Origin of the sequence: Nocardia sp. NBC_01329 (assembly GCF_035956715.1) — a bacterium.
In the GTDB taxonomy this organism is placed as follows: domain Bacteria; phylum Actinomycetota; class Actinomycetes; order Mycobacteriales; family Mycobacteriaceae; genus Nocardia.
The window spans coordinates 3,196,041-3,219,751 of record NZ_CP108381.1 but is presented as its reverse complement, the minus strand read 5'-3'; the positions used below and the strand labels follow the sequence as shown (position 1 = coordinate 3,219,751).

Annotated in this window: 21 protein-coding genes; 12 read left to right on the top strand and 9 right to left on the bottom strand. The window is 67.6% G+C overall.

From position 1 onward, the window contains the following. The first annotated feature begins 93 nt into the window (after positions 1-93). From OG405_RS14655 to OG405_RS14625, 7 genes are read left to right on the top strand one after another with little or no spacing between them, the layout of a single operon-like run. A complete protein-coding gene (locus OG405_RS14655) occupies positions 94-1,221 on the top strand; it encodes a 4Fe-4S dicluster domain-containing protein (protein WP_327147058.1) in 1,128 nt (375 codons plus the stop codon). Beyond that, the gene (locus tag OG405_RS14650) at positions 1,208-1,717 is read left to right on the top strand and encodes a Crp/Fnr family transcriptional regulator (protein WP_327147057.1); all 510 of its coding nucleotides are present in this window, start codon (positions 1,208-1,210) and stop codon (positions 1,715-1,717) included. The genes OG405_RS14655 and OG405_RS14650 overlap by 14 nt, the downstream gene beginning before the upstream one ends. Next, entirely contained in the window at positions 1,714-2,568 is an 855-nt protein-coding gene (locus tag OG405_RS14645; protein WP_327147056.1) for an FAD/NAD(P)-binding protein, read from the top strand. Before OG405_RS14650 ends, OG405_RS14645 begins: the two co-directional genes overlap by 4 nt. Further along, the gene (locus tag OG405_RS14640) at positions 2,565-3,335 is read left to right on the top strand and encodes an oxidoreductase (RefSeq protein WP_327147055.1); all 771 of its coding nucleotides are present in this window, start codon (positions 2,565-2,567) and stop codon (positions 3,333-3,335) included. The genes OG405_RS14645 and OG405_RS14640 overlap by 4 nt, the downstream gene beginning before the upstream one ends. Beyond that, positions 3,322-4,614, top strand: coding sequence for a Ni/Fe hydrogenase subunit alpha (locus tag OG405_RS14635; protein WP_327147054.1), 1,293 nt, complete (start codon positions 3,322-3,324; stop codon positions 4,612-4,614). Before OG405_RS14640 ends, OG405_RS14635 begins: the two co-directional genes overlap by 14 nt. Continuing rightward, positions 4,611-5,171 (top strand): hydrogenase maturation protease, encoded by a 561-nt coding sequence (locus OG405_RS14630; protein ID WP_327147053.1) that lies wholly within the window; start codon positions 4,611-4,613, stop codon positions 5,169-5,171. The genes OG405_RS14635 and OG405_RS14630 overlap by 4 nt, the downstream gene beginning before the upstream one ends. A gap of 34 nt (positions 5,172-5,205) precedes the next feature. Then, positions 5,206-5,352: a hypothetical protein gene (locus OG405_RS14625; RefSeq protein ID WP_327147052.1), complete on the top strand. Its 147-nt coding sequence runs from the start codon at positions 5,206-5,208 to the stop codon at positions 5,350-5,352. Positions 5,353-5,386: 34 nt separating this feature from the next. On the opposite strand, the gene OG405_RS14620 is transcribed toward OG405_RS14625, so the two are convergent. Together OG405_RS14620 and nhaA are read right to left on the bottom strand one after the other, a co-directional pair. Then, the gene (locus tag OG405_RS14620; RefSeq protein ID WP_327147051.1) at positions 5,387-6,250 is read right to left on the bottom strand and encodes an alpha/beta fold hydrolase; all 864 of its coding nucleotides are present in this window, start codon (positions 6,248-6,250) and stop codon (positions 5,387-5,389) included. A gap of 53 nt (positions 6,251-6,303) precedes the next feature. Beyond that, positions 6,304-7,608: a Na+/H+ antiporter NhaA gene (gene nhaA / locus OG405_RS14615; RefSeq protein WP_327147050.1), complete on the bottom strand. Its 1,305-nt coding sequence runs from the start codon at positions 7,606-7,608 to the stop codon at positions 6,304-6,306. Between the two features lie 479 nt (positions 7,609-8,087). On the opposite strand from nhaA, the gene OG405_RS14610 reads away from it, so the two are divergent. The 3 genes from OG405_RS14610 (at position 8,088) to OG405_RS14600 (ending at position 11,038) form a co-directional block, all read left to right on the top strand. Beyond that, a complete protein-coding gene (locus OG405_RS14610; protein ID WP_327147049.1) occupies positions 8,088-8,684 on the top strand; it encodes an Rv1733c family protein in 597 nt (198 codons plus the stop codon). A 652-nt stretch (positions 8,685-9,336) separates the two neighbouring features. Beyond that, entirely contained in the window at positions 9,337-10,233 is an 897-nt protein-coding gene (locus OG405_RS14605) for a hypothetical protein (RefSeq protein WP_327152179.1), read from the top strand. A gap of 235 nt (positions 10,234-10,468) precedes the next feature. Next, on the top strand, positions 10,469-11,038 hold the full coding sequence (locus OG405_RS14600) for a CBS domain-containing protein (RefSeq protein ID WP_327152178.1): 570 nt from the start codon (positions 10,469-10,471) through the stop codon (positions 11,036-11,038). A 68-nt stretch (positions 11,039-11,106) separates the two neighbouring features. Here OG405_RS14600 and OG405_RS14595 read toward each other — a convergent pair whose 3' ends face one another. Next, the gene (locus OG405_RS14595) at positions 11,107-13,689 is read right to left on the bottom strand and encodes a cation-translocating P-type ATPase (RefSeq protein WP_327152177.1); all 2,583 of its coding nucleotides are present in this window, start codon (positions 13,687-13,689) and stop codon (positions 11,107-11,109) included. Between the two features lie 419 nt (positions 13,690-14,108). Between OG405_RS14595 and OG405_RS14590 the strand changes: the two genes are divergently transcribed. Continuing rightward, a complete protein-coding gene (locus OG405_RS14590; RefSeq protein WP_327152176.1) occupies positions 14,109-15,098 on the top strand; it encodes an Acg family FMN-binding oxidoreductase in 990 nt (329 codons plus the stop codon). Here OG405_RS14590 and OG405_RS14585 read toward each other — a convergent pair. The 6 genes from OG405_RS14585 to OG405_RS14560 all read right to left on the bottom strand — a co-directional run bounded on the left by OG405_RS14585 (position 14,991) and on the right by OG405_RS14560 (position 22,926). Beyond that, positions 14,991-17,822 (bottom strand): cation-translocating P-type ATPase, encoded by a 2,832-nt coding sequence (locus OG405_RS14585; RefSeq protein WP_327152175.1) that lies wholly within the window; start codon positions 17,820-17,822, stop codon positions 14,991-14,993. The two genes, OG405_RS14590 and OG405_RS14585, sit on opposite strands and share 108 nt — an antisense overlap. Positions 17,823-17,831: 9 nt before the next feature. Next, a complete protein-coding gene (locus OG405_RS14580) occupies positions 17,832-18,041 on the bottom strand; it encodes a hypothetical protein (protein WP_327152174.1) in 210 nt (69 codons plus the stop codon). Beyond that, the gene (locus OG405_RS14575) at positions 18,038-19,129 is read right to left on the bottom strand and encodes an Acg family FMN-binding oxidoreductase (protein WP_327152173.1); all 1,092 of its coding nucleotides are present in this window, start codon (positions 19,127-19,129) and stop codon (positions 18,038-18,040) included. The genes OG405_RS14580 and OG405_RS14575 overlap by 4 nt, the downstream gene beginning before the upstream one ends. 175 nt (positions 19,130-19,304) lie before the next feature. Continuing rightward, positions 19,305-21,053 (bottom strand): GAF domain-containing sensor histidine kinase, encoded by a 1,749-nt coding sequence (locus OG405_RS14570; protein WP_327152172.1) that lies wholly within the window; start codon positions 21,051-21,053, stop codon positions 19,305-19,307. Between the two features lie 67 nt (positions 21,054-21,120). Further along, on the bottom strand, positions 21,121-21,768 hold the full coding sequence (locus OG405_RS14565; protein ID WP_327152171.1) for a response regulator transcription factor: 648 nt from the start codon (positions 21,766-21,768) through the stop codon (positions 21,121-21,123). A 216-nt stretch (positions 21,769-21,984) separates the two neighbouring features. Beyond that, positions 21,985-22,926, bottom strand: coding sequence for a GyrI-like domain-containing protein (locus OG405_RS14560; protein WP_327152170.1), 942 nt, complete (start codon positions 22,924-22,926; stop codon positions 21,985-21,987). 200 nt (positions 22,927-23,126) lie between these two features. Here OG405_RS14560 and OG405_RS14555 point away from each other — a divergent pair, with 200 nt between their 5' ends. Beyond that, entirely contained in the window at positions 23,127-23,690 is a 564-nt protein-coding gene (locus OG405_RS14555) for a pyridoxamine 5'-phosphate oxidase family protein (protein ID WP_327152169.1), read from the top strand. The last annotated feature ends 21 nt before the right edge of the window (positions 23,691-23,711 follow it).

Here is a 23,711-nt window from a genome sequence, read left to right as displayed (position 1 = left end):
CCCATTGAGGACCTTCGCCCCTCGCGATGAGCTCGCCGCGGGGACAGACTCGGGAAGACAGGTGATCCGAATCGCCGAACGGAGGCTTCCACGATGCCCGAGAGCAGCGCGACCATGGATCGTGCCGGTCTCGATCGACTTGTCGATGTATTGCGCGGACACGGATACCGGGTGATCGGTCCGCAGGTTCGCGACAGCGCGATCGTGCTGGACGAGCTGGATTCGGGTGCGCAATTACCCGACGGCTGGGGTGTGGAGACTGCGCCGGGGCGTTACCGGCTCCATCGTCGCGAGGATCCGGCGGTCTTCGCCCACTCCGCCGGGCCCGGATCCTGGAAACAGTTTCTCCACCCGCCGCGACGCAAGATGCTGAGTGTCGGCCCCGACCTGACCGAGGAACCTGTCGAGGAAGCGTCGGATCGTTACGCCTTCCTCGGTGTCCGCGGCTGTGATCTGGCATCCATCGCTATTCTGCAACGGGTGCTCGGTGGCGGCGCACAGCCCGATACGGGGTTCGCGGGCCGATACAAAGACCTGTTCGTCGTGGCTGCCAATTGCACCGAGCCGGGCGGGGTGTGTTTCTGCGCCTCCATGGGCACCGGACCGGGGGTTACCGCAGGATATGACCTTGCGCTCACCGAGCGCGCCGACGGCGGAGAACACCGCTTCCTGGTGGAGGTCGGTAGCGAGGAGGGCGCGGAGGTCCTCGCGGAACTGAACGCCCGCCCCGCCGGCGAAGACGAAGTGTCGCAGGCCCGCGACGCGGTGTTCGCCGCGGCCGGCCGGATGGGCCGTGCCATGCCCGATGTCGATATCCCGCAGCTCGTCCGCGACTCACGGGAGTCGCCGCACTGGCAGGATGTCGCGAGCCGCTGCCTCACCTGCGGGAACTGCACCATGGTGTGTCCTACCTGCTTCTGTACGACCACCGAAGATGTCACCGACCTCACGGGCGAGCACGCGGAGCGCTGGGAGAAATGGTCGTCGTGCTTCGAACTGGATTTCTCCTATATGCACGGCGGGAGCGTGCGCCGGACGGGAGAGAGCCGCTACCGGCAATGGCTCAGTCACAAACTCGGGACCTGGCACGATCAGTTCGGCAGCTCGGGATGCGTCGGCTGCGGACGATGCATCGCCTGGTGCCCGGCCGAGATCGATCTGACCGCCGAGGTGGCCAGCCTCGCCGAACTGCACGAGGAAGCCGGCGATGCCGACCGCTGAGGATCTGTCCGGGTTCGCGAACCTCGAGACGCTCGACAGCGACGATCTCGGCAAGCTGGCTCGGGCCGGGCGCGAGGTCTCGTTTCCCGCCGCGTACCGGGTGATCCAGGAGGGGCAACGGGCGGACCGGTGCTGGCTGATCCGCAGCGGCCGGATCAGTTTGGACGCGCAAGTGAGTGGGCGCGACGACATCGTCGTGCAGACACTGGACGCCGGCGACCTCCTGGGCTGGTCGTGGCTGGTGCCTCCCTATCGCTGGCATTTCGGTGCGCTGACCACCGAACCGGTGGATGCCGTCGAATTCGACTCCGCCACACTGACCGGACTCTGCGAAGACGATCCGCGTTTCGGCCGGGATCTGATCCTGGCGCTGTTCGAGGCGCTACTCGCCCGGCTGCAGGCCACACGCGCGCGGCTGGCCGACCTGTATCGCGACCCCGCCGAGTTCCGGGTCTCCGCGCAGCTCCCCGGCACCGCCACTGCCGAGACGCCATGAGTGCCGATGTGCAGGCGCAGGCCGCCGCGGCGAGTGACACCATGCTCCCGTACCGGGTGGTGCGGCGGACAGCGCCGACCCACGACACCGTCACGCTGACGCTGGAACCCGTGCGCCGCGCTGCGGGCCGATTCCGGGCCGGGCAGTTCATGATGCTCTACAGCTTCGGCGTCGGCGAGATCGCGATCTCGATCAGCGGCGACCCGACCGGTCGCGGTGACGTACTCGAACACACGATCAGGAAGGTCGGCGCGGTCAGCGGGGCATTGAGCAGCACCGGTGTGGGCGGACTGGTCGGCGTGCGCGGGCCGTTCGGTACCGGATGGGACGTGGAATCGGCGGCCGGGGGAGACCTCGTGGTCGTCGGCGGGGGAGTCGGGCTCGCACCGTTGCGACCGTTGGTGCTCGCCGCATTGGCCGATCGCGGTAGCTACCGCCGTGTCGTGGTGATCACCGGAGCGCGCACGCCCGCTGATCTTCTGTTCGCGGGTGACCAGGAGAGCTGGGTGCGCGACGGTTCGGTCGAACTCCATCGGACCGTGGACCATCCGAGCCCGCAATGGCCGGGACGGGTCGGTTTCGTCACCGAGCCGTTGGCGCAGTTGCACCTCGACCCGGCCCGGACCACCGGGTTCCTGTGCGGGCCGGAGCCGATGATGCGTTTCTGTGCCCAGGCGCTGCTGCGCAAGAACGTGCCGGGCGACCGGATCCGGGTTTCGCTGGAGCGCACTATGGAATGCGGTGTCGCGCGGTGCGGACACTGCCAGCTGGGCCCGCTGCTGCTGTGCCGGGACGGCCCGATCGTCACCTATACCGTGGCCGAACCGTTGCTGGGGGTGCGAGAACTATGACGACGACTCCGACGCTCGCGGTCTGGAAGTTCACCTCCTGCGACGGCTGCCAGCTGACCTTGCTCGACTGCGAGGACGAACTCCTCGCGCTGGCCGGGCAGATCCGGATCGCGCATTTCACCGAAGCATCGAGCGCCGCGGAGCCGGGACCCTACGATGTTTCCTTGGTCGAGGGCTCGGTGACCACACCGGAGGAACTGCGCCGGATCACCGAGATCCGTGAGCAGTCGCGGATTCTCGTGGCGATCGGAGCGTGCGCGACGCACGGAGGTATCCAGGCGCTGCGCAATTTCGCCGATACCGCCGAGTTCACCTCGGCGGTCTACGCCAGCCCGGAGTACATCGACACCCTGGCGACATCGACCCCGATCTCCGACCATGTGCCGGTGGATTACGAGCTGCGCGGCTGCCCGATCGATCGCCGCCAGTTGCTCGATACTCTCTGCGCTTTCCTGGCCGGTCGCGCCCCCGATATCCCGAACACCAGCGTGTGCACCGAGTGCAAGCGCCGCGGCACCACGTGTGTGACCGTTGCCGAGGGTATTCCATGCCTGGGCCCGGTGACCCAGGCCGGGTGCGGGGCGCTGTGCCCGGCCTACCACCGCGGCTGCTTCGGTTGCTTCGGGCCGATGGCGGAGCCCAATATCCATGCGCTGCTGCCGATCCTCCGGGTCAACGGGATGTCGGTCGACGATGTCGACCGTGTGTTCGCGACCTACGCCGCGGCCGCACCCGAATTCGCGGAGCCGCGCCGTGACCAGCCGTAGCAGGTACCTGAAGGTCGAGTCGCTGGCTCGGGTGGAAGGTGAGGGCGCGCTGCGTATCGTCGTCGACCGGGGTGTAGTCGAGGCCGCCGAACTCCACATCTACGAACCACCGCGGTTCTTCGAAGCGCTGCTGCGCGGCCGGGCCTACACCGAGCCGCCCGATATCACCTCGCGGATCTGCGGGATCTGCCCGGTGGCCTATCAAGTGAGTGCGTGCAATGCGCTGGAGCAGGCGTGCGGGGTCGAGTTGGATCCGCCGCTGATCGATCTGCGGCGACTCCTGTACTGCGGCGAATGGATCGCGAGCCATTGCCTGCACATGTTCCTGCTGCACATACCCGACTTCCTCGGCTACCCGGACGCCGTAGCTCTCGCCCGAGCCGAACCCGGGCTGGTCGAGCAGGGGCTTTCCATGAAGAAAGCGGGCAATACGCTGCTCGAAGTGCTCGGGGGGCGGGCGATCCATCCGGTCAACGTCAAACTCGGCGGCTTCTACTCGGTCCCGGATCCGCGTGACCTCGCGCCGGTGGCCGAGCGACTACGCGCCGGCCTGGACGCTGCGGTGCGCACCGCCCGGCAGATCGCCCGCTTCGACTTCCCCGACGCCGAGCTCGACTGTGAACTGCTGGCCGCCGACCATCCCGAGCGCTATCCCATCGAGACCGGTGAAATTCATACGAGCAGCGGAATGCGCTTCCCCGCAGCTGAATTCACCCGGCATGTGGTCGAGCGGCAGGGCCGGCATTCCACCGCGCTGTACGCGACGCTCGACGGCCGGCGGTACGCGACCGGTCCACTGGCCAGATACACGCTGAACTTCCCGCAACTGTCGGCGACCGCCCGTCAGGTCGCGAACGAGATCGGGCTGGGCAGCGCCTGCCGCAATCCTTTCCGGAGCATTCTGGTGCGCTTGGTGGAGGTCGTCTACGCGATGGAAGAGGCGTTGACGCTCATCGCCGGCTACCGGCGACCCCTCCGCCCGGCGGTACCCGTGCGTTCGCGCGCCAGGACAGGTCACGGGGTGAGCGAGGCGCCACGCGGTCTGCTCTATCACCGCTACGACATCGGTGTGGACGGGCTCGTGAGTGCCGCCGAGATCATTCCGCCGACCTCGCAGAATCAGGCGGCGATGGAGGAGGATCTGCGGCGAGTAGTGGCCGCCAATCTCGACCTCTCCGACGCGACCCTGACCGCCCTCTGCGAGCGGACGATTCGCAACCACGATCCGTGCATCTCCTGTTCGGCGCACTTCCTGACGCTCGACATGGTCGGGCGATGACGAAATCGCGTGTGGTCGTCATCGGGATGGGCACCGGCTTGCGCCGCGACGACGGGATCGGCCCGGTGGTGGCATCACTTATCGCGCAATGGCGGATACCGGGGATATCAGTTGAGGTCTCGGAGGGCGAGCCCACCCGACTCATGGATCTGTGGACCGGCGCGGACCTGGCTGTCGTCGTCGACGCTGTGATCTGTGAACCGGCGAGCCCGGGCCGGGTGCTACGCATCGATACCGCCCGGCTTCGTCGTGCACCGGCAACGGCCGGTTCCCATTGCCTCGGCTTGGCCGAAACTGTCGCGCTGGGGGACGCCCTGGGACGCCGGCCCGGCAGGCTCGTGATCTTCGGTGTCGAAGCCGTGCGCCTCGACACCGGGGTCGGGCTCTCGCCCCCGGTAGCATCCGCGGTGCCGGTGGTGATCGAAGCGGTGCTGGCCGGTATCGCGCGGTGGGTCCCCCTCCGGGATACCTCGGGGCGTTTCCGCGACCCTTCGTTCTTCCTTGCCCGGATACCGCAATCGAGTGGGTTTCCGGTCGGGGCACCGGACAGGGCCTGAGCGAGCAGAAACGTGACCTGCCACCATAAGAGACGTGACCAGGCGCGGGGAGGGAATCGGGATCACCTTCGACGAGTGGGCGAACGCCGTACTCAACAACGGCCTCGCCCACTTCGGCAAGACCCGGCCGCGCGTCGATCTGGCCCCGCCCATCTGCTGGGCGCCGGCTGCCGGGCCGTGAGAGCTGCTGGGCATCCGGTGCATCGGGGCCTTTGTCAGATGCGCCCGGACAGCTCGTCGATGAGTTCTACGACCCCGGCCGGGTTGTCGTCGAGGGCCAAGTGCCCACAGTCCGGCAGTACGCGCAGCTCGGTGCCGAGTAGGTTTCGAACAGCGGGTTCGAGACGCCTGGGCGGCAGGAATATGTCATGCGAGCCGGTGGCGACAATGCAGGGCACCGACCGGCCACTGTTGAGCAGTGCGGAGGCCAGGGGTGCCGGTGCCAGCGTCGTTCGGCAGTAGCGGGCGACCAGGGTCATCCACTCGACCAGATGCGGTGTAACAGTTCGTGTCGGGCCCGTCATCAATCGCAAAAGGCGGTGTGTGCGCTCACGCGACGGAGAAGCGAGCCAGGCAAGGGTTACCGCGAGCAGGCGCGGCGGCACAGCCAGGCGAGCAAGTCCGGCCGGTGCTATCAGCACACGGCCGGCGACCCGCTGCGATGAACAGGTCAGAGCGATCGCGCCGCCCAGCGAATGCCCGATCAGTACGGCCGTGTCGGGCACGGTCTCCTCGAGCACCTCGTCGAGCCACCGCCCGTACCAGGTCATCCGGTCTCTGCGCGGCCGCTGTGGCGCGCTGAGACCGGGCTGGCCCGGAACATCCAAGGCGACGACTCGATGCCGTGTCGCCAGCTCCGACAGAAACGGCAGCGTTGCCGCGGTGTTCATGTTCGTTCCCGGGATAACCACGACAGTGGGCCCCGACCCGTGTGCATCCCCGAGAGCCACGACACGAGTGGGGCCGGCCGACGTCGCAATGGTCCGCCGCTGGTAGGCCGTGTCCCAGCCCTGTAATTGCTCGGTGCACCACAGGTGGATCACCTCACCGCTGGGTGTGTTGAGGTAAACCGATCCCATCCGCCGGCTTGCTTTTCCCGATGTGGGGTGAGTATCGAATTCTGACGGCATCGTCAGGCCCCTTGCTGGTAGATGTCGGGGATACCGTCGTTGTCGTCGTCCCGGGTTTCTTCTTCGGCGATGCGGCGGTAGACGCGGTTGCGTGCCCGTAGCACGATGGTGGCCAGCAGCGCGGCGGTCAGGGTGCCGACGAGGACCCCGATGCGGACATGGTCTTCCCACACCGGCTGCTCCGCGAACGCCAGTTCCCCGATCAGCAGCGAAACCGTGAATCCGATCCCGCCGAGCAACGCCACACCGGTGACATCGATCCAGCTCAGTTCGGAGTCCAGCTCGGCGCGGGTGAGTTTCGCGGTCAGGAAGGTCGTGAGCAGAATTCCGACTGCCTTACCGGCCACCAGGCCCACGACGATGCCGAGCGTGACCCGATCGGTGAGTGAATCGACCATTCCGCTGAGGCCGCCGATGGTGACCCCGGCCGCGAAGAACGCGAACACCGGCACCGCGACCCCGGCGGAGAAGGGGCGGATCCGGTGTTCGAACCACTCGGCCGACCCCGGGTCGTGCGCCGACGGATCACCGGCCCCGGAACGGGTGGTGAGAACGGGCACGGCGAAGCCCAGCAACACCCCCGCGACGGTGGCATGTACTCCGGATTGGTGCACCAGCCACCAGGTCGCCGCCGCCAGCGGTATCAACACCCACGGCGACCGGATCCGGCGCTGGACCGCGAAGGTGAAGGCAGCGAGGGGTAGCACAGCCAGTCCCAGGTAGGGCAGATGCAGCTCGTCGGTGTAGAAGATCGCGATCACCGTCACCGCGAGAAGATCGTCGACCACGGCGAGGGTGAGCAAGAAGGTGCGCAGCGCGGTGGGCAGATGAGAACTGACGACCGCGAGGACGGCCAGGGCGAAGGCGATATCGGTGGCGGTGGGGATCGCCCAGCCCTGCACGGCGTCGCCGTTGCCGAGGTTGAACGCGAGGAAGATCAGGGCCGGGCCGACCATCCCGCCGACTGCTGCCACCACCGGTAGTGCCGCACGGCGGGGGTCGCGCAGGTCCCCGGCGACGAATTCGCGTTTGAGTTCGAGGCCGACGACGAAGAAGAACACCGCGAGCAGGCCGTCGGCGGCCCACGTCTCCAGCGAGAGGTTCAGATGCAGGCCCGCCGGGCCCACCTGGAAATCGCGTAGTGCTTCGTAAGCGCTCGACCAGGGGGTGTTGGCCCAGATGAGCCCGACGGCCGCGGCGATGATCAGGAGCACGCCACCGGCGGTCTCGGTGCGCAGGATCGCGGTGATCCGCCGGGTCTCCGGCCAGGAACCTCGGGCGAAGAGTGGGGGCCGGGGTGAGTTCATCAGCGTGGGTCATCTTTCGTCGGCGTCGACCCCGGCCCGCAATCGGACCGGGTACGCCGACCAGACTTCCCGGCTCTCCTCCTGTAAAGATGCCGTAAAGACCGCTGGAAACGCAAACCGCGGGCCCGTGACTCCAGTGGACCGAACCACCCCTCCCTACGGCTCGGGGCGCTGCAGTTCCCGAGGCTCAACCTGCAGAAGGTCGGACTGGTGCAGGCGTTCCGCGGGCGCTGGGCAGACGCGAGCATCCTCGCTGCGGCTTCGGCAGTCATGGTCGCGTGCGGATTCCTGCGGTTCGATCAGCGAGATCTGCGCTCCTGACCGAAACGCCGATGCCCCCGACCGGAGGTCGCGGGGCCTCGGCGCGTGGTATCCGGCCGAGGTCATCGGCCCATCGGGGAAGTGACTTTCTTCTCTGACCCGCACCGCCTCGACACGCGAGACTCGATTCGTAGTCCGAGCCGGAAGAGGTGTTCGTGATGCCGGAACCCGCGCCGATGGCACCCATACAGTGGGCGGCACTCACTCGGATCTGGGCGCTGCGGCCGAGTAATCCGAGCATGTTGATGCGCCCGTGCGATCGCTTCGAAACCGTCCTCCGGATGGCCGCGGTGATCGCGGTGGCGCTGCTGGTTCCAGTCGCGGGAGCGCTGGGCACCACCTTTTACACCGATACAGCAGCGGCCGTGCGGATCGAACAGGCGACGAGATCCACCGTCGAGGCGGAGATCGTGAGTGAGCCCGTGACGACCGATGTGGATTCCGGGGAAGCGCGAGTTGCCTGGAAGAGCAACGGCCGCAGCGGCGAAGCGGAGGTGCCGGTGCCTGCCACGGCCCTGCCCGGTGACCGGACCACGGTCTGGATCGACGAGCACGGCACCCGGGCCGACCCACCCCGGAATCCCAATGTTGCGGCAACGACCGGTATCACCGCCGCGGTCACGGTTCTTCTGCTCGGAACTTCGGGTACCTGGTGCGCGGTGTGCGCGGTGTCGTGGCTGATGTCCCGGCGCAGGGACAAGCAGTGGGAGACGGAGTGGCGCGCCGCCACCGGCGTCGCCGAGAACTCACCCTGACATGCAGCGGGACTCATACCGAAGGGCGCCGGTGTTCCCGCTGATCGGCACCGGCTCCGGCACGAGGGGAGCAGATTCCGGCCGAAGTAGTAACTGCCACTACATATCACGCCTACTACCCGGTGGCGGTGGTCCACACGCTGTCCGCGCTGGACCCGGTATCGATCACCGAGCAGGTGGTGGTGGGTGTCGACGGCACCGAGAACAGCAGGACCGCAACAGCACTGGCCTTCGACGAAGCTGCCGGTAGGAAAGTGGATCTGGTCGCAGTGCAGGTCTGGACCGATAGCAGCGGTCTGGATATCTCGGTCGAGGGGCTGGGAGGTACCTGCCCGTGCGGTACCGACAGGGAGCCTGGGCAAGTACCCGGAACGCTGTCCCGACGTCCGGATGCGGCCGGTGGTGACGGTGGACAGGCCGGTGCGTTCTCTGCTGGACGAATCCGAGAATGCCCAGTTGCTGGTTGTGGGCGGCCACAGCCGCGGCGGATTCTCCGGCAGACATCGGGACCAAGGTCCCTCATGAGATGCGAGTCACCGCCGCGGTGCGGGTCCGTCCGGTCTCGTGAACGGTGACTTTGGTTTCTGTGCCGATCGGTGTTTCGGGCGAAGTATCGGGTACGGACCGTTTTCGCATCGACCTGGGACAGCACATGGCAACAATCGAGCAGCGCAGCAACCTTCCGGAGACCTCCGTTCAGAAGCCGCCGACGTGGACGCCACTGCTGTCGTCCACGGCCGGTGCGGCGTCTCGGGATCTGCGCCGGCGCTGGTTCGCTTCCACGACGGTCGGAGCTGCCGTCGCATGGGCGCTTCCGGTGGTGGTCTATTTGTTGGTGCCGGACCTATCGCAGTGGAAGCCGGCTGCTGTCCTGCTGCTCGCGGCAATGGGGGGCGGCGCCGGGCTGGCCGGCCTCCAGGCGTGCGTACTGCGCCGTCGGCTGGGGTCGTTCGTGGTCCGGGACTGGATTCTGGCCACGGCGGCGGCCGCTGTCCTCGAGTGGGCGGTGATTCTGCTGGCCATCGTCTTCGGGGCGCAGGTCGCGACATGGCCGGTCTTCACCCAGATCCCAGTAGTGGCCTCGGGGATGTTGGCGATGGCTTTCGCGCTCGGAATCGGCCAGTGGTTCGTACTTCGGCGTTGGTCGGATCAGGCGGTGCTCTGGATATGGGCGAATGCCGTGGCCTGGATCGTGGGGGCGGCGGTCTTCGTCGCCGTGGCCCAGCCGTTGATCGGCGGTGGGTCACCGGCCACCACGTTCGTCATCGTCGTAGTGGTCCTGGGAGCGCTCCTCCGAGGTGCGGTCATAGCCCCGGTCACCGGCACCTACCTCGTTCCTGTTCTCGCCCCCGAGCATCTTCGCCTGGCCGTCCGGTGCAGCGGTAGGTCGGCGACCCGAGAACCCACCCGTTCAGCGCTGCACACGCACGGATGCTCGACGGGGATCGCTCGGGCACCGGCACCGCTGGCGCGGGTGACCGCCGGCCTTCGGTCCTGGGCTCGACCGGCCGAAACCGGTGTCCGAGGCGACGGTGCGAAGCTCGTATGACCGATTCGGCAGCAGCATCGGAGTGTGCTCGGCCGCGGACTCGAGGGTCCTGCTCGCGCCCGCACTGGATGTTGTCGAGGAATGACTTTCGTCCCCACGAAACGGCATTTCTGCACTGGTGGCAGCGAGCGTCGGCGCCGAGCCTGGTAGGGAGCGACGACGCTCGAAATAGAGCGAATGTCATGGCGCCCGGCACGTTCGATTCGATACGCACAGGTACACGAGGTGATCAGGAATGCGTGCACGAGATATTCTCAGCCGCCCAGTGGTCACGGTCCGCCGTGATACCCCACTGTCGGAAGCCGTCGCGTTGCTGACCGGCCACGGATTCGCTGCCCTGCCCGTTGTCGACGACGGCGAACGGGTCGTGGGGATCCTGTCGGAGTCCGATGCGATGGCCGCTATCGAGTCCGGTCGCGAAGGCGGGGTGGTCGGGGTCGCCATGCGCACACCGGTGCAGGTGGTCGGCCCCACCGCTGAGGTGCCGGAAATCGTGAAGGTCATCCTCGACCACCATCGCCGGTCGCTGCCGGTGGTGGAGGCCGGAGTGCTGGTCGGCATCGTGTCCCGTCGGGATCTGCTGCGGGCGCTGGCACGCGACGAGCAGGCGATCGAATCACGGGTGTGTTCGCTGCTCGACGACTACTCCGGCAGCCACCGCCAATGGGATGTCGAGGTAACCGGCAATACGGTCACGATTCAGGGCATCTGCGCCGACGAGACCGAACAGCGCGTCCTGGCGGCTATGACGCGGACGATCGCGGGAGTCGAGGACGTGCAGATCGTGGACACCGCGGCACTCTAGTCTCAGTGCTCATCAGATCTCTCCACGGCACCCAGCGTGTCAGGTGTCGTCGACATTGCGGTTCTACCCTATGAAGTCGCCTCGACCGGGCGGTGCCGCGACGGATGCAGGAAGCGATCCAGTCGTACCGCGATATAGCCGAGAACGGAGACCGCGCACACTGTCAGCAGGTCGGGTAGCGCCAGTACCTCGGTACCGAGAATGTCGCGCAGGAACGGCACGTACAGGCCCGCCAGCTGCAGCAGCATCGCGCCGACGACAGCTACCAGCAACAGCGGATTGTCCAGTGAACGGGCCCTGGTGCGGGAACCCAGTGCCGCGCCGAGCTGGGTCATGCCCAGTGCCAGGAATGCCATACTCTGCCACGGCCGCCCGGTGGCCGCGGCCCATACGGCGATGCCGAGAGTCACCGCGGTGAGGACGACGGCGATGCGCAGGACGCGCTGCCACAGACCACCGCCCAGAATGCTTTCGGTGGGCGGGCGCGGCCGCCGGTTCATCGCGTCCGGTTCGGCGGGCTCCCCGCCCAGTGCCACGCCGGGCAGGCCGTGAGTGAGCAGGTTGATCCACAGGATCTGGGCGGGGAGCAGCGGGAGCCCGAGCCCGAAGAACGGGCCGACCAACATGACGGCGATCTCGGCCGCGCCACCGGACAAGCCATAGACGAGGAACCGGCGGATATTGTCGTAGACCCTGCGGCCTTCTTCTACCGCGACGACGACAGTATCGAGATTGTCGTCCGCGAGCACGAGGTCGGCGGCCTGGCGGGCGACCTCGGTGCCGCGCCCACCCATCGCTATCCCGATATCGGCCCGCTGCAGCGCGGGTCCGTCGTTGACTCCGTCTCCGGTCATGGCCACGACGTGCCCGGATCGCTGCAGAGCTTCGATGATGCTCAATTTCTGCCCCGGTGAGGTCCGAGCGAATACCGGGCTGGTGACCATATCCGGGTCGCCGACCTCGCTACGGCAGTCGATCACCGGTCCGTCGGGGCGGAGGATGCCGAGTCGGGTAGCGATCGCGCGCGCCGTGCCCGCGTGATCACCGGTGATGAGCACCGGACGGATGCCGGCCCTGTCGCACGCTGCGACGGTGGCCGCTGCCGCGATCCGTGGCGGGTCGTAGATCGCGATCAGGCCTAGCAGGCGCAGATGCTGTTCCATGTCTTCATCACCGGAGCGTGGCGGGGTCTCCCGATCGGCCTGCGCCACTGCCAGGACGCGGAAACCTTCCTGTGCCCACTGCTCTGCCTGCTCGGCTGCCTGCGCAAACAACGCCGGTTCGTCGTCGAGCACAGCAGTGGTGAGTATCGCCTCCGGCGCGCCCTTACAGACGATCCGGTACGTGCCATCGGCGTGCCGATGGGCTGTCGACATTCGCTTGCGGTCGCTGTCGAATGGACACTCGGCTACCCGTGGCAGCCGGGTCCGCAGGTCGTCGATATCGAGGTCGAGTTTCGTGGCGGCGGCGAGCAATGCGAGTTCGGTCGGATCGCCCAGGGCGGTCCACTCGGTGGTCTCGGCATCAGGGGGAGGAGACAGCCGAGCATCGTTGCACAGGGTGCCCGCAGCCAGAATTGCCGTGATCGCCGGCTGGTCTCCAGGCCGCAGCGGGCGGTCTGCCACGGTGACAACACCCGTCGGTGCGTAGCCGGTACCGGTGACGGAGGCCTCCACCTCTGGCGTCCATATACGGCGCGCCGCCATCCGTCCTTCGGTGAGGGTGCCGGTCTTGTCGGTCGCCAGAACTGTCACCGATCCCAGCGTCTCCACGGCGGGCAGATGCCGGACGAGTGCCCGCCGCAGCGCCATCCGCCGCGCACCGAGTGCCAGGCTGAGCGTGACGACGGCGGGCAGCGATTCGGGGACGGCCGCGACCGCGAGGCTGATCGCGGTCACCACCATCAACTCGACCGGTTGACCCCGGAACAGACCCAGGACGAGCACGACCGCACACAGGGCGACCACGACCCCGGCCAGTATCCGGCCGAAATCGGTCAGCCTGCGTTGTAGCGGCGTCGAGCCGTGACGCTGGTCCAGCAGGTAGGCGATCCGGCCGGTCGCGCTCGCTGCGCCGACTGCGGTGACCACGGCTCGGCCGCGTCCCCGCACCACGACGGTGCCCGCCGACAGGCCGGCTGCCGTGGTGGTGTTCTTGTCCACCGGGACCGATTCTCCCGTTACCGCCGACTCGTCGATCGCGAGTGCTTCCGACTCACAGGCGGCGGCGTCCGCCGCCAGGATGTCGCCTTCGCCGAGGACGAGAAGATCGCCGACGACCACGTCGGCGGCGGGTATTTCGCGTTGCGCGCCGTCGCGCACCACTCTGGCAGCGGGCGCGGTCAGTTCCGTGAGCGCCGAAATCGCGTGGTCGGCCCGGACCTCCTGGACGACGCCGACAAGCGTGTTGACGACCACCACCATCGAGATGACCGCCATATCCGCCCAGTCACCGGTCACGAGGGTCAATGCCGCGGCGATCAAGAGCACGATGATCAGTGGATCCCGCAATTGGGTCAGCACCCGCTGCCACAGCCGGGTGGGCGGCCGCTGAGGCAGCACATTCGGCCCATCGGTCGCCAATCGGCCGGCTGCCTGCGTAGTTGTCAATCCCTCGGCTTGCCGCGCCGGGTGGCTCTCACTCAGCACCACGTGTCGTCACCTCCCGCGTGCCCGCCGGTTTTCGCCGGTCGTCCCGGCTACTGCCCGGGATCCTCCAGAAGGTCGTCGGTCTTCTCGTGTGCTCGACCGGCCGGAACTCTGTCGGGTTTGCGGACCGATCAGGGTGGACGATGCATGAATCTGCCGGCCACTCGGCAGGCGGCGGAAGTCATGGTTCGAGTCTCGCCCGTTCCCGAGTGACCGAGCAGGGCCATGGGTCCCCGGACCGCGGGACCATCGACCCGACCGACTCGCGTTCGATGCCCTGAGAAGTTCGCCGGGTTCCTACCGAGAACGATCGCCCGATCGGTTGCGGTCGGCCCGATCCGGCGCTGCCGTGGGCTACCGGCATGTGGATCAGGGACCAAAGACTCCTGGCGGGCTGCCCAGGTCTGTATAGCGTCGTGACCATGACAGAAGGGCCCAATGATACGACGGTCGAACGGGCGGTTCGCCTCGCCGGGAGAGCTCCCTCGCTGCACAACAGCCAGCCCTGGCTGTGGCGATACGACGGCCGGGTATTGCGCCTGCACGCGGTGCCCGAACGCATGCTGTCGACGACAGATCCCAGCGGCCGGCAGATGCTGATCAGCTGCGGCGCCGCCCTGGCGCATCTACGGGCGGCGATGGCGGCGGCGGGGTGGCAGCTGTCGATCGCCCGCTTCCCCGATCCGAATGCGCGCAACCATCTGGTGGACATCACTTTCCATCGCTCGCCGATCGTCACCGAGGCAGAACTCGCCCGCGGTGAGGTGATCAACCGGCGCTACACCGACCGGAGGCCGTTCGGCGAGCCCGAAGGCTGGTCCGATTTCGAAACGGTGCTGAGATCCACTGTCGATCCCTATGACGCTGCTGTGGATGTGCTGCCCGAAGACAGTCGTGCCACATTGGCGCACGCCGCGCAGATGACAGCGGCACTACGCCGCTACGACTCGGGTTATCACGCCGAATTGCATTGGTGGACCGGACATGTGATCAGCGCAACGGGAGTTCCTCGAAGCGCGCTGGCGTCCTCCGGCGAACAGGGACGGGTCGGCGTCGGCCGGCAATTCCCGACCCGCGGGGCCGAATCCGAACCGGAGGAGGATGCCGAGATCGACCGCGCCGCCGTACTGGCCCTGTCCACCACCTCCGACAGCCACGACGAGGTGGTCCGCTGTGGTGAGGTGCTGTCGACGGTGCTGCTGGAATCGACGCTCGCCGGATACGCGACCTGTCCGCTCACTCATCTGACCGAGGTACCACGCAGCCGCGAGGTGGTCCGGGAACTGATCGGCGGCGAGCGCCGGTTACCGCAAGTCCTGGTCAGGATCGGTGCCCCACCACCGCAGGACCGCCCCGTGGAGCGGACTCCTCGGTTGCCTCTCCGCGATATCCTCGCCATGACAACCACCTGACCGACCAGCTCGGATGTGCTCAGCGTTCCGCGCTTTCTTACGTCGGCGCCGGTATCGCACGGCTTCGTCGACGCCCCAGACCACCACGGGGAACGGCAGTATCACGACGAGCATCCACGGCTCCAGCGCAGCGGTGCCGAATACGTTCTGCAGGGGCGGCGCATAGATGAGCGCGGCGGTGAAAACGATCTCGAACGCGCAGCCGATGAGCAGGAGGCGATTACCGGCCACACCGACAGAGCGCAATGACGCCCATTCGGTGCGGGCCGCGAAGGCGGTACCGAGCTGGCAGGCGACGATACCGGCGAAAGTCATCGTGGTCGCCTGGGTGTAGGCGTGGTTCAGGGGCGAATCGGGCCCCACCGGATCTCCCGGCCGCCAACCGGACTCGCACAATACGGCGAAGAATCCGCCGATCACCAGTACCGCGGAAACGACCCCGAGCAGCGCCCACGCACGCAGCAACAGCCGGCCGGTGATGACACCCTCCCGGCGTGGTCGCGGTGGTCGGCCCATCAGGCCCGGTTCGGCGGGTTCGCGCCCGAGCGCCAGCGCGGGCACGGTCTCGGTACCGAGATCGATGGCGAGAATCTGCAGAACCGTGAGCGGTAGTGGAATCAGGCCGCCCGAGAGCGCGAACAGCAGGAAGGGCACGACTTCGGGTACCGCGTGGGCGAAGATGTAGAGGACGAACTTCCGTACATTGTCGAAAACCCGGCGGCCTTCTTCGATTCCGGTGACGATCGTCGCGAAGTTGTCGTCGGTGAGGATGAGCGTGGCCGCTTCCCGGGCGACGTCGGTGCCGCCCCGGCCCATCGCCACCCCGATATCGGCGCGCCGCAGCGCGGGGGCGTCGTTGACACCGTCGCCGGTCATCGCGACGACCTCCCCGTTGTGCCGGAGGGCATCGGCGATGCGCAGTTTCATTTCCGGGGTGGCGCGGGCGAACACCACCTCGCCGGGTTCGGCGAGCAGGGCGTCGAGTTCCTCGTCGGACATTGTGTCGAGTTCGGTGCCGTCGACGATCCGGTCTGCCCCGAGGCCCACACGCCGCGCGATCTCGGCAGCCGTCCGGCCGTTGTCGCCGGTGATGACGTGGACCCGGACCCCGGCAGCGTGCACGGCCCGCACCGCGTCGAGTACCTCCGGGCGCGGCGGATCCAGCAGGCCCACGAGACCCACCAGGCGCAGGTCGGTCTCCACGTGCTCGGCGTCGGACGGACTGCCGGTGTCCCAGGGCCGCCAGGCCACTGCCAGTACCCGCAGTCCGCGTCCGGTGAGCTGGTCGACCTGCGCCTGGACCTGTTCCAGCGTCACGCCTGGCGGGAAGCGCGCACAGCGCGGCAGTACCGCCTCCGGTGCCCCTTTGACGTGAACTCTGGGTGTTTCGTCCACGGTGTCCACGGTGGACATCATTTTCCGGCTCGAATCGAACGCGTTGAGCGCGAGGCGGCCGGCGTCGCGCCGCGCCGGGGGTACCGGGTCGCCGTGGTCCGCGGCGTATCGCAGGAGCGCGATCTCCATGGGGTCGCCCCCGGCGTGTGCCCCGATCTCGGCGGTACTGCATCGGGCGACGATCTCGGCGGTCTCGGCCGGGCTGCCGGTGACCTCCGCGACCCGCATCGCATTCATGGTCAGCGTGCCGGTTTTATCGGTGCAGATGACCGTGGTGGAGCCGAGTGTCTCCACCGCGGACAGACGTTTGACGACCGCGCCGCGGCGCGCCATCGATCGGACCCCGGCCGCGAGCGCGAGCGTGATGGTCGGCAACAGCCCCTCCGGGACGTTCGCGACCAGGAGGCCGATGGCGAACAGGAATGCGGCGCTCAGGGAGAGACCTGCGAGCAGACCCAGCGGGAGGAAGGCGGCGCCGGCACCCACTGCTACGGCGGCGATGAGCCAGGCGACCCGCCGCACCTGATGTTCGAGTGGACTTTCCTCCTTGTGTACGTGCTGGGACAGTGCCGCGATGCGACCGAGTTCGGTGTGCACGCCGGTGTTGTGCACCAGCGCGCGGCCGGAGCCGTCGATGCAGGCGGTGCCGCTGAAGACCAGAGCCGGCGAATCCAGTGCACGATCGGCGTGGTCGGGCTGAGCGGGACTTCGATGCAGAACCTCGGATTCGCCGGTGAGCGCGGACATGTCCACATCGACGTTTCCAGCGATCAGGCGTGCGTCGGCGGGGATCCGTTCCCCTTCCTCGATGAGCAGCGCGTCGCCCCGGACCAGTGCCGCGACCGGAACTCGGACCCGCTGCCCGTCACGCAGGACTGCCACTTCATCGGGCAGGAAACCGCTCAGGGCACGGACCGCGTGTTCTGCCTGGTTCTCTTGCCAGAAGGCGAGCACCGCGTTGAGCACTATCACGACGAAGACGGCGGTCCCGAGTGCTGCGGCCCCGCTGGCGAAGGCGAGTGCCGTAGCTGCCCACAAGAGCAATGCGAGCGGATGGCTGAACTGTCGGCCCAGCGCCACCCATCGGGATTGCCCGCGGCGCACGGGCAATTCGTTGGGGCCGTAGACCTCGAGTCTGCGTGCGGCTTCCCGGGACGTGAGCCCGTCCGAGGTCGTGCGCAGATCACGTATCAGCGCGGTAATGGGTTCGCGCGGGTCGATGTCACGCGGATCGCCGGTCGAACCGGATCTCCGCGGTGGCCGGGTATGAGCCCCGGACACCACCCCGTCTTGTTCGGGAGGCGGCTTCGGTGCGTCGCGGTGGGCCACGCGCTCGACTCAGGTCGCGTGGGCGACGAGGACCGGGCAGTGGGCACGCTGCACGACGATATTGCTCGTGGACCCCGCGAGCAGGCAGTGGAACCCGGCACCGCACCTGGGTAGAGCGGCGGTTTCGCTCGCCCATCGCACGGCGAGAGCGGAGGCCTCGGAGCCGTCGACACCGACGACGATCGGGAGAGCCGGAGCGCGGTCTGCGGTACCGGTCATCGGCTCGGTTCCTTCGGCTCCGGTGCTCCCGCTGTAGGGGACCATGTAGACGGAACAGCCGGCCTTTCGCCACTGCCCGCGGCGGCGGTATCGGGGTCGATGGTGAGGAAATCGGATATCGGACGACGGGGAGTCTGCGAGTGCTGTTCGCGGTCCGGTGCCAGCCCGACCCGCACGATCACCTGTGCGATGCCGTGCCCGCCGGCCGCGTTCGAGGCGATACGCCGCGTGCTGGGCAGCTCGGTGATATGCGTCAACGGGCAGGTCGCCAGGCCCGCGGCCGTGCATTCGAGCAGGATCTCCGAGAGCGCCTCGCCGGTTCGTAGCCAGGCGAGGGCGGAGTCGTTTTCGGTGGCGAGTACCCAGAGCCGGGCGTGATCCTGTTGATCTCCTCGGCGCGCGGTGTGGCCGGACGGTGGGAACTCGCGACCGGCGGGCACCCGAGCGGCCTCGTCCGCCGAGACCAGCGCGGCGGCAGGGACCCCTTCGGGGATCTGTTCGTGACCGCTCCACCAATACAGTTCGGCGAGGTAGGGAATGTCATAGCGGCGTAGTGCCGCCACGTGTTCGGAGGCCGCGCTGAGTCGGCGCGCTGTGGCCGCGTCGAGGAGGTCGAGCATCACGTCGTATCGCTGGGAGAGCAGCCGGGCCGATCGGACCAGGCCGGTCAGATCGCCCGGCTCCCGCAGCGGCAGGCGGTCGGTCCGGCGCCGCTCGATGGTTTCGGGGCGGTTTCGCAGCACGGTGGGTGCGTCCGGTAACGGACGGAAGGTGAGCGTTGCCAGGAGTTCGGGCCGGGCGGGGTCGGGCAGGCGCACGGTCTCGGCCCGCCAGCCGACCGCGGCGAAGGCGGTCCGGGTGTGGTGCAACATCGTGCCGCAGCTGATCACCAGCTGTCTTCCGGCGGGGTCGGCAGTGCCGAGGCGGCGGTCGTCGTCGCGGTAGAGACTCAGGCGATGATCTCGGTATATCCACTGCCACGGCTGGGTGTTGTGCACCGAGGGGGCACGGGCCGCCACCCGCATGGCCGTGAGCAGGGTGGCCCGGTCGGGTTGTGCGGCCGAGGCAGGAAGGTCGAGGCCGGTCATAGTCTCAGTGTGTTTCCGCTCGCCGTGAGCGGCCAGAGTCCGTCGGACCGGATGGGGCACCGGAATTCCGGGCCTTCGGCCCTGTCCGGTCGGGTCCATCTGCCCTATGTGGTGTCGCTGCGGACAACAATGGATGGCGGTGAGAGGCGCGGCCGGTCTGCCGACTCCGGAGCTATCAGGGGAGGGGGGCACTCCAGTGCAGGACGGTTCCACCGGCCGGGTTGCCGGTGATCCGGCAGCTGCCGCCCGCTCGTTGCGCGCGGGCTGTCAGATTGGCCAGCCCGCTGCGCCGGTCGATCTCGGGCGTCAGGCCGATCCCGTCGTCGGTGACCTCGAGTGTGACCTCGTCGTTCACGCGCAACTCGACCGAAAGGGTGGTGGCGTGCGCATGCCGGACCACGTTGCTGACCGCCTCGCGTAGTGCGGCTTCCACATCGTCGGACAGGGGCGGCGTCAGCACCGTGAGGGGTCCGGCGAGTCGGATGGTGGTGCGCAGATCCGTTTCGGCGGTCAGCTCGGTGACGATGTTGTGCAGGTGCTTGCGGTAGTCGGTCGATGTCGCGGATGAAGTGCTGTGCAGATCGAAGATCGAGTGGCGGATCTCCTGCACGATGGATTGCAGGTCCTCGATCGTTTCGCCCAGCCGTGCTTTCACTTCCGGGCTGCGCGCGCGCTGCAGGGTGCCCTGGAGGCCCAGACCGACGGCGAAGAGCCGCTGAATGACGTGGTCGTGCAGATCGCGGGCGATCCGGTCGCGGTCGGCGACCACATCGAGTTCCCGCATCCGCTGCTGGGTCTCCGCGAGTTGCAGCGCCAGCGCGGCCTGGTTGGCGATCACGGACATCATTGCCTGGACCGCGGGGTCGAGGGGGTGGCCGTCGGCGGGCTGCACGGCGGTGAGGAGCCCGATGACCTCGTCACCGACCACGAGTGGAAGGACGAGTGCGGGCCCCCAACCGGTGTTCGTATCCGGTAGGAAGCTGTCGGGCAGGCGGTCGAGGGTGACCGTACGACCGTGCCGGAACACCTGGTCGGCTCGGGAGCTGTGCAGTGGGAGGCGTTGTTCGCGCAGATCATCGGCTCGCTCGCCCGCGGCAGCGGCGATGGACAGTTGACCGACATCCCGGCAGGGCAGGTCGGGATCTTCCGGGAGTGCCACGAAGGTGCAGGCGGCTCCGGTGAGCTTCAGGGCTCGTTCGGTGACGAGATCCAGTATTTCCTGGGGTGTGCCTCCCGCGAGTAGGTCGGTGGCGACGTCCCGGGTCGCTTCCAGCCAGCGGTGGCGTGCCTGCGAACGTTCGTAGAGCCGGGCGTTCTCGATGGCGATACCGGCGGCCGCGGCCAGCGCTTGCACCACGACCTCGTCGTCCTCGGTGAACTCCTGGGCGCCGATCTTCTCGGTGAGGTAGAGGTTGCCGAATACTTCGTCGCGGACCTTCACCGGTACCCCCAGGAAGCTGTGCATGGGGGGATGGTGCGCCGGGAAGCCGACTGAAGCGGGGTGGCCCGAAATATTGGGCAGGCGGATGGGCTTGGGGTCCTGGATCAGCAGTCCCAGCACACCGTGCCCGCGGGGGAGGTCGCCGATCAGAGCGCGGGTGTGATCGTCGATGCCTTCGTAGATGAACTGGGCCAACTGATCTTTCGCGCGGTCGGTTCCGTATACGCCGAGTGCGCCGTACCCGGCGTCCACCAGTTCGATGGCGGTGTGCACGATGGATCGCAATGTGTCGTCCAGATCGAGCCCCGCGGTGATGGACAGCATCGCTTCCATGAGGCGATCCATCCGGTCGCGGACATCGACGATCTGGGCAACTCGGTCCTGCACCTCGTCGAGTAGCTCACGAAGGCGCAGCTTGGATAGCGGTTCGGTGACCGCTGGCCGATCGCTGGTCGGGGAAACCCGCCGCTTCATGAACTGCATTCTTCCACCGTCTCCGGCCCCGGCCAATGCGCGAGCAGCATCAACTGGGCGGCAGGCGTGACCGGAGCTACACCTTTTTGTCGGGCAGGGTCATCTTCGACGCGATCACGGCGGCCTGGGTCCGGCGTTCGACCCCGAGTTTGGTCAGCAATCGTGATACGTAGTTCTTCACCGTTTTCTCCGCCAGGAACATCCGTCCGGCGATCTGCCGGTTGGTGAGACCCTCGCCGAGCAGCGCGAGCAGGGTGCGTTCCTGGTCGGTCAGGCCGGCCAGCGGTCCGGTGGCGGCTTCGGCTTCGGCTCGGAACTTCGCCATGAGTGTGGCCGCGGCGCGATTGTCCAGTAGCGATTTGCCGGCGCCGACCTGCCGGATGGCGTTGGTCAGGTCGAGGCTGGTGATGTCCTTGACGACGTAGCCGCTCGCCCCGGCCAGAATGGCGTCCAGCATGGCCTGCTCGTCGGTGAAAGAGGTCAGCATCAGGCAGCGCAGGCCTCGGCCGGCCGAGAGCAGTTCCCGGCACAGCTCGATACCGTTGCCGTCGGGCAGCCGCACATCGAGTACCGCGACATCGGGTCGCAGGGCGGGAATACGGGCCAGCGCCTGGGAGGCGTTCGCGGCCTCGCCGATGACTTCCATATCCGGTTCGGACTCGATCAGATCCGCCACTCCGCGGCGCACGATCTCGTGGTCGTCGACCAAGAACACCCTGATCATGGACCCACCTTCTCTCAGGTACAGGTCGTTACAGACTACGGAGTGGGCAAGCGGCTGTGCGGTGATAGAGGGCCTCGCTTTCCGGGACCAAAGACCTCTCGTCCGGCTTGGAGCTCCGGTGTGCCGTTCAGTGGCTCCGGAATCCGGTGGTGCCGCTGTAGCCGAGCGGTCGGGGGTCGCTCGACCCGGTCGGTCAGGAGGCGAACTGTTCGATGATCACCGGTCACCTCGCACTTGTGCTCGTCCCGGGGCTTGTGTCGTAGCACGCGCGGTAGCGCCCGGTACTTCATCGTCGGCCGCGCACTTGTCCGCGAGGGTTCGCAGCAGGGTTTCGAGTCGTTGCCTCATCTCGCGCCCCGTCGGTTCCAGTGCGCCGAGGTCGCCGCGTTTCAGGAGCAGGTCCGGGTCCGTCGTTTCGACGACGGTGAGCGCACCGTCTGCGCGCAGGCTTATGGAGCAGGGCAGCAGTGGTGCGATCGCACCGACAGCTTCCATCATTCGGAGGGCGAGGCCGGGGTGGTAGGCGTCGATGATCGAACAGCTCCCGAATTCGTTCCTCGATCGCCCGGCCATCGCCTTCGCGACGTCCAACTCGCCGATCACCTCGAAGCCCTGATAACGCAATATCTCGCGGGTTGTGTCGACAATGGTCGCGAACGGGCCGTGGACCCGGACAGCCAGGACGACCGGGGTGACCGGAACGCGGATCTCGGTGAGCAGCTCGGCGGGAGCAACAATCTCATCCGGTGCCACGTGGTAGATCTCGGTGGGCGGACCGGTGGCGTGGCGGCCGGAGTCCTGGATCCAGCGGTCGATCGCCTGGTAGGCCGCGGCGATGCCGGCGTAATCACCGTGGTGGCAGGTGTGTGCGAAGGACTGCTGTTCGCTGCGGTGGATGGTGAAGCCGAGGTCGGAGTCCCCGGCCGGCCCGGTGACCGGCAGCTCGAATTCGACACCGGTCGTACCGCCTCGGCGGAAGTCACCGTGGTAGGTCGTGCGTGGTGGGCCGACCGGTACGAGACGCAGGGTGCGGGCCAGTTCGTAGAGTTCGGCCATGCCGTTGCCGATATCGTCCCCGGCCCGGTCGGTTCGTACCCTCCGACGGATGGCGAGCACGGTATGCGGGCCGGATTCGTCGACGCTGACCTGGTAGCGCATGCTTCGCCTCCGTGACGCCGGGCCGAGGTGCGGCAGTCCGGGGGACCACGTGCCGGATCACCCGATGATCTCGACGCTACGAACCGTCACGCCGAATGCACAGTGCCACGCGACCATCGCGAAGAGGACCTTCGGCTTATTCCGGTGACGCCTCGCCGCGACCCGACCGAACTGCATTCTCGTCCACCTGGTGCGTTTGCGTGGCGGCCGCTCAGGTCAGGACCTCCTGCACTACGGAAAGGGAATACGACCCTGTCCTGAGTCACGGCTCGATGGTGCTATCTAGATATGGGCCCAGCGAGGAAGCGGTGACAGAGGTGCCAGGTTCGGAGAGGACCCCGGCCCACGGCGCGGGCACGCGGCTGACCGTGGGAATCGAGCGGGCGGAGGCTTTGCGATTGCTCGCGGCCGCCCCGTTCGGTCGGATCGTGTTCACTCACGACGCGCTACCCGCGGTGCGCCCGGTGAACCATTTGATCGGTGCGGACGGGTCGATCATTTTTTGTACTCGCCTGTCCGCCGGGCTCGTTCCGGCGTTGGGGCGATCGGTGATCGTCGCCTACCAAGCCGACGATATCGACCCGGTGCGAAGGACCGGATGGTCGGTGCTGGCCATCGGTCCGGCCCATGCCATCGCCGCCGGTGACCTGGCGGCAGAGTACGCGCGCCGGCTCGGCACCTGGGACGATCCGGCCGGGGCGGTGCTCGGCATGGAACCCACCCTCGTCTCCGGCACGAGAATGATCGAGGAGGTCGCGGTGTGAACCGTCCGCGGACAGTTCCCG

What these genes read in the sequence shown, in the direction of transcription:
- OG405_RS14655 (WP_327147058.1), top strand. Translation starts at nt 94, where the DNA reads ATGCCCGAGAGCAGCGCGACCATGGATCGTGCCGGTCTCGATCGACTT.
- OG405_RS14650 (WP_327147057.1), top strand. Translation starts at nt 1,208, where the DNA reads ATGCCGACCGCTGAGGATCTGTCCGGGTTCGCGAACCTCGAGACGCTC.
- OG405_RS14645 (WP_327147056.1), top strand. Translation starts at nt 1,714, where the DNA reads ATGAGTGCCGATGTGCAGGCGCAGGCCGCCGCGGCGAGTGACACCATG.
- OG405_RS14640 (WP_327147055.1), top strand. Translation starts at nt 2,565, where the DNA reads ATGACGACGACTCCGACGCTCGCGGTCTGGAAGTTCACCTCCTGCGAC.
- OG405_RS14630 (WP_327147053.1), top strand. Translation starts at nt 4,611, where the DNA reads ATGACGAAATCGCGTGTGGTCGTCATCGGGATGGGCACCGGCTTGCGC.
- OG405_RS14620 (WP_327147051.1), bottom strand. Translation starts at nt 6,250, where the DNA reads ATGGGATCGGTTTACCTCAACACACCCAGCGGTGAGGTGATCCACCTG.
- nhaA (WP_327147050.1), bottom strand. Translation starts at nt 7,608, where the DNA reads ATGAACTCACCCCGGCCCCCACTCTTCGCCCGAGGTTCCTGGCCGGAG.
- OG405_RS14610 (WP_327147049.1), top strand. Translation starts at nt 8,088, where the DNA reads ATGCCGGAACCCGCGCCGATGGCACCCATACAGTGGGCGGCACTCACT.
- OG405_RS14605 (WP_327152179.1), top strand. Translation starts at nt 9,337, where the DNA reads ATGGCAACAATCGAGCAGCGCAGCAACCTTCCGGAGACCTCCGTTCAG.
- OG405_RS14600 (WP_327152178.1), top strand. Translation starts at nt 10,469, where the DNA reads ATGCGTGCACGAGATATTCTCAGCCGCCCAGTGGTCACGGTCCGCCGT.
- OG405_RS14590 (WP_327152176.1), top strand. Translation starts at nt 14,109, where the DNA reads ATGACAGAAGGGCCCAATGATACGACGGTCGAACGGGCGGTTCGCCTC.
- OG405_RS14580 (WP_327152174.1), bottom strand. Translation starts at nt 18,041, where the DNA reads ATGACCGGTACCGCAGACCGCGCTCCGGCTCTCCCGATCGTCGTCGGT.
- OG405_RS14575 (WP_327152173.1), bottom strand. Translation starts at nt 19,129, where the DNA reads ATGACCGGCCTCGACCTTCCTGCCTCGGCCGCACAACCCGACCGGGCC.
- OG405_RS14570 (WP_327152172.1), bottom strand. Translation starts at nt 21,053, where the DNA reads ATGCAGTTCATGAAGCGGCGGGTTTCCCCGACCAGCGATCGGCCAGCG.
- OG405_RS14565 (WP_327152171.1), bottom strand. Translation starts at nt 21,768, where the DNA reads ATGATCAGGGTGTTCTTGGTCGACGACCACGAGATCGTGCGCCGCGGA.
- OG405_RS14560 (WP_327152170.1), bottom strand. Translation starts at nt 22,926, where the DNA reads ATGCGCTACCAGGTCAGCGTCGACGAATCCGGCCCGCATACCGTGCTC.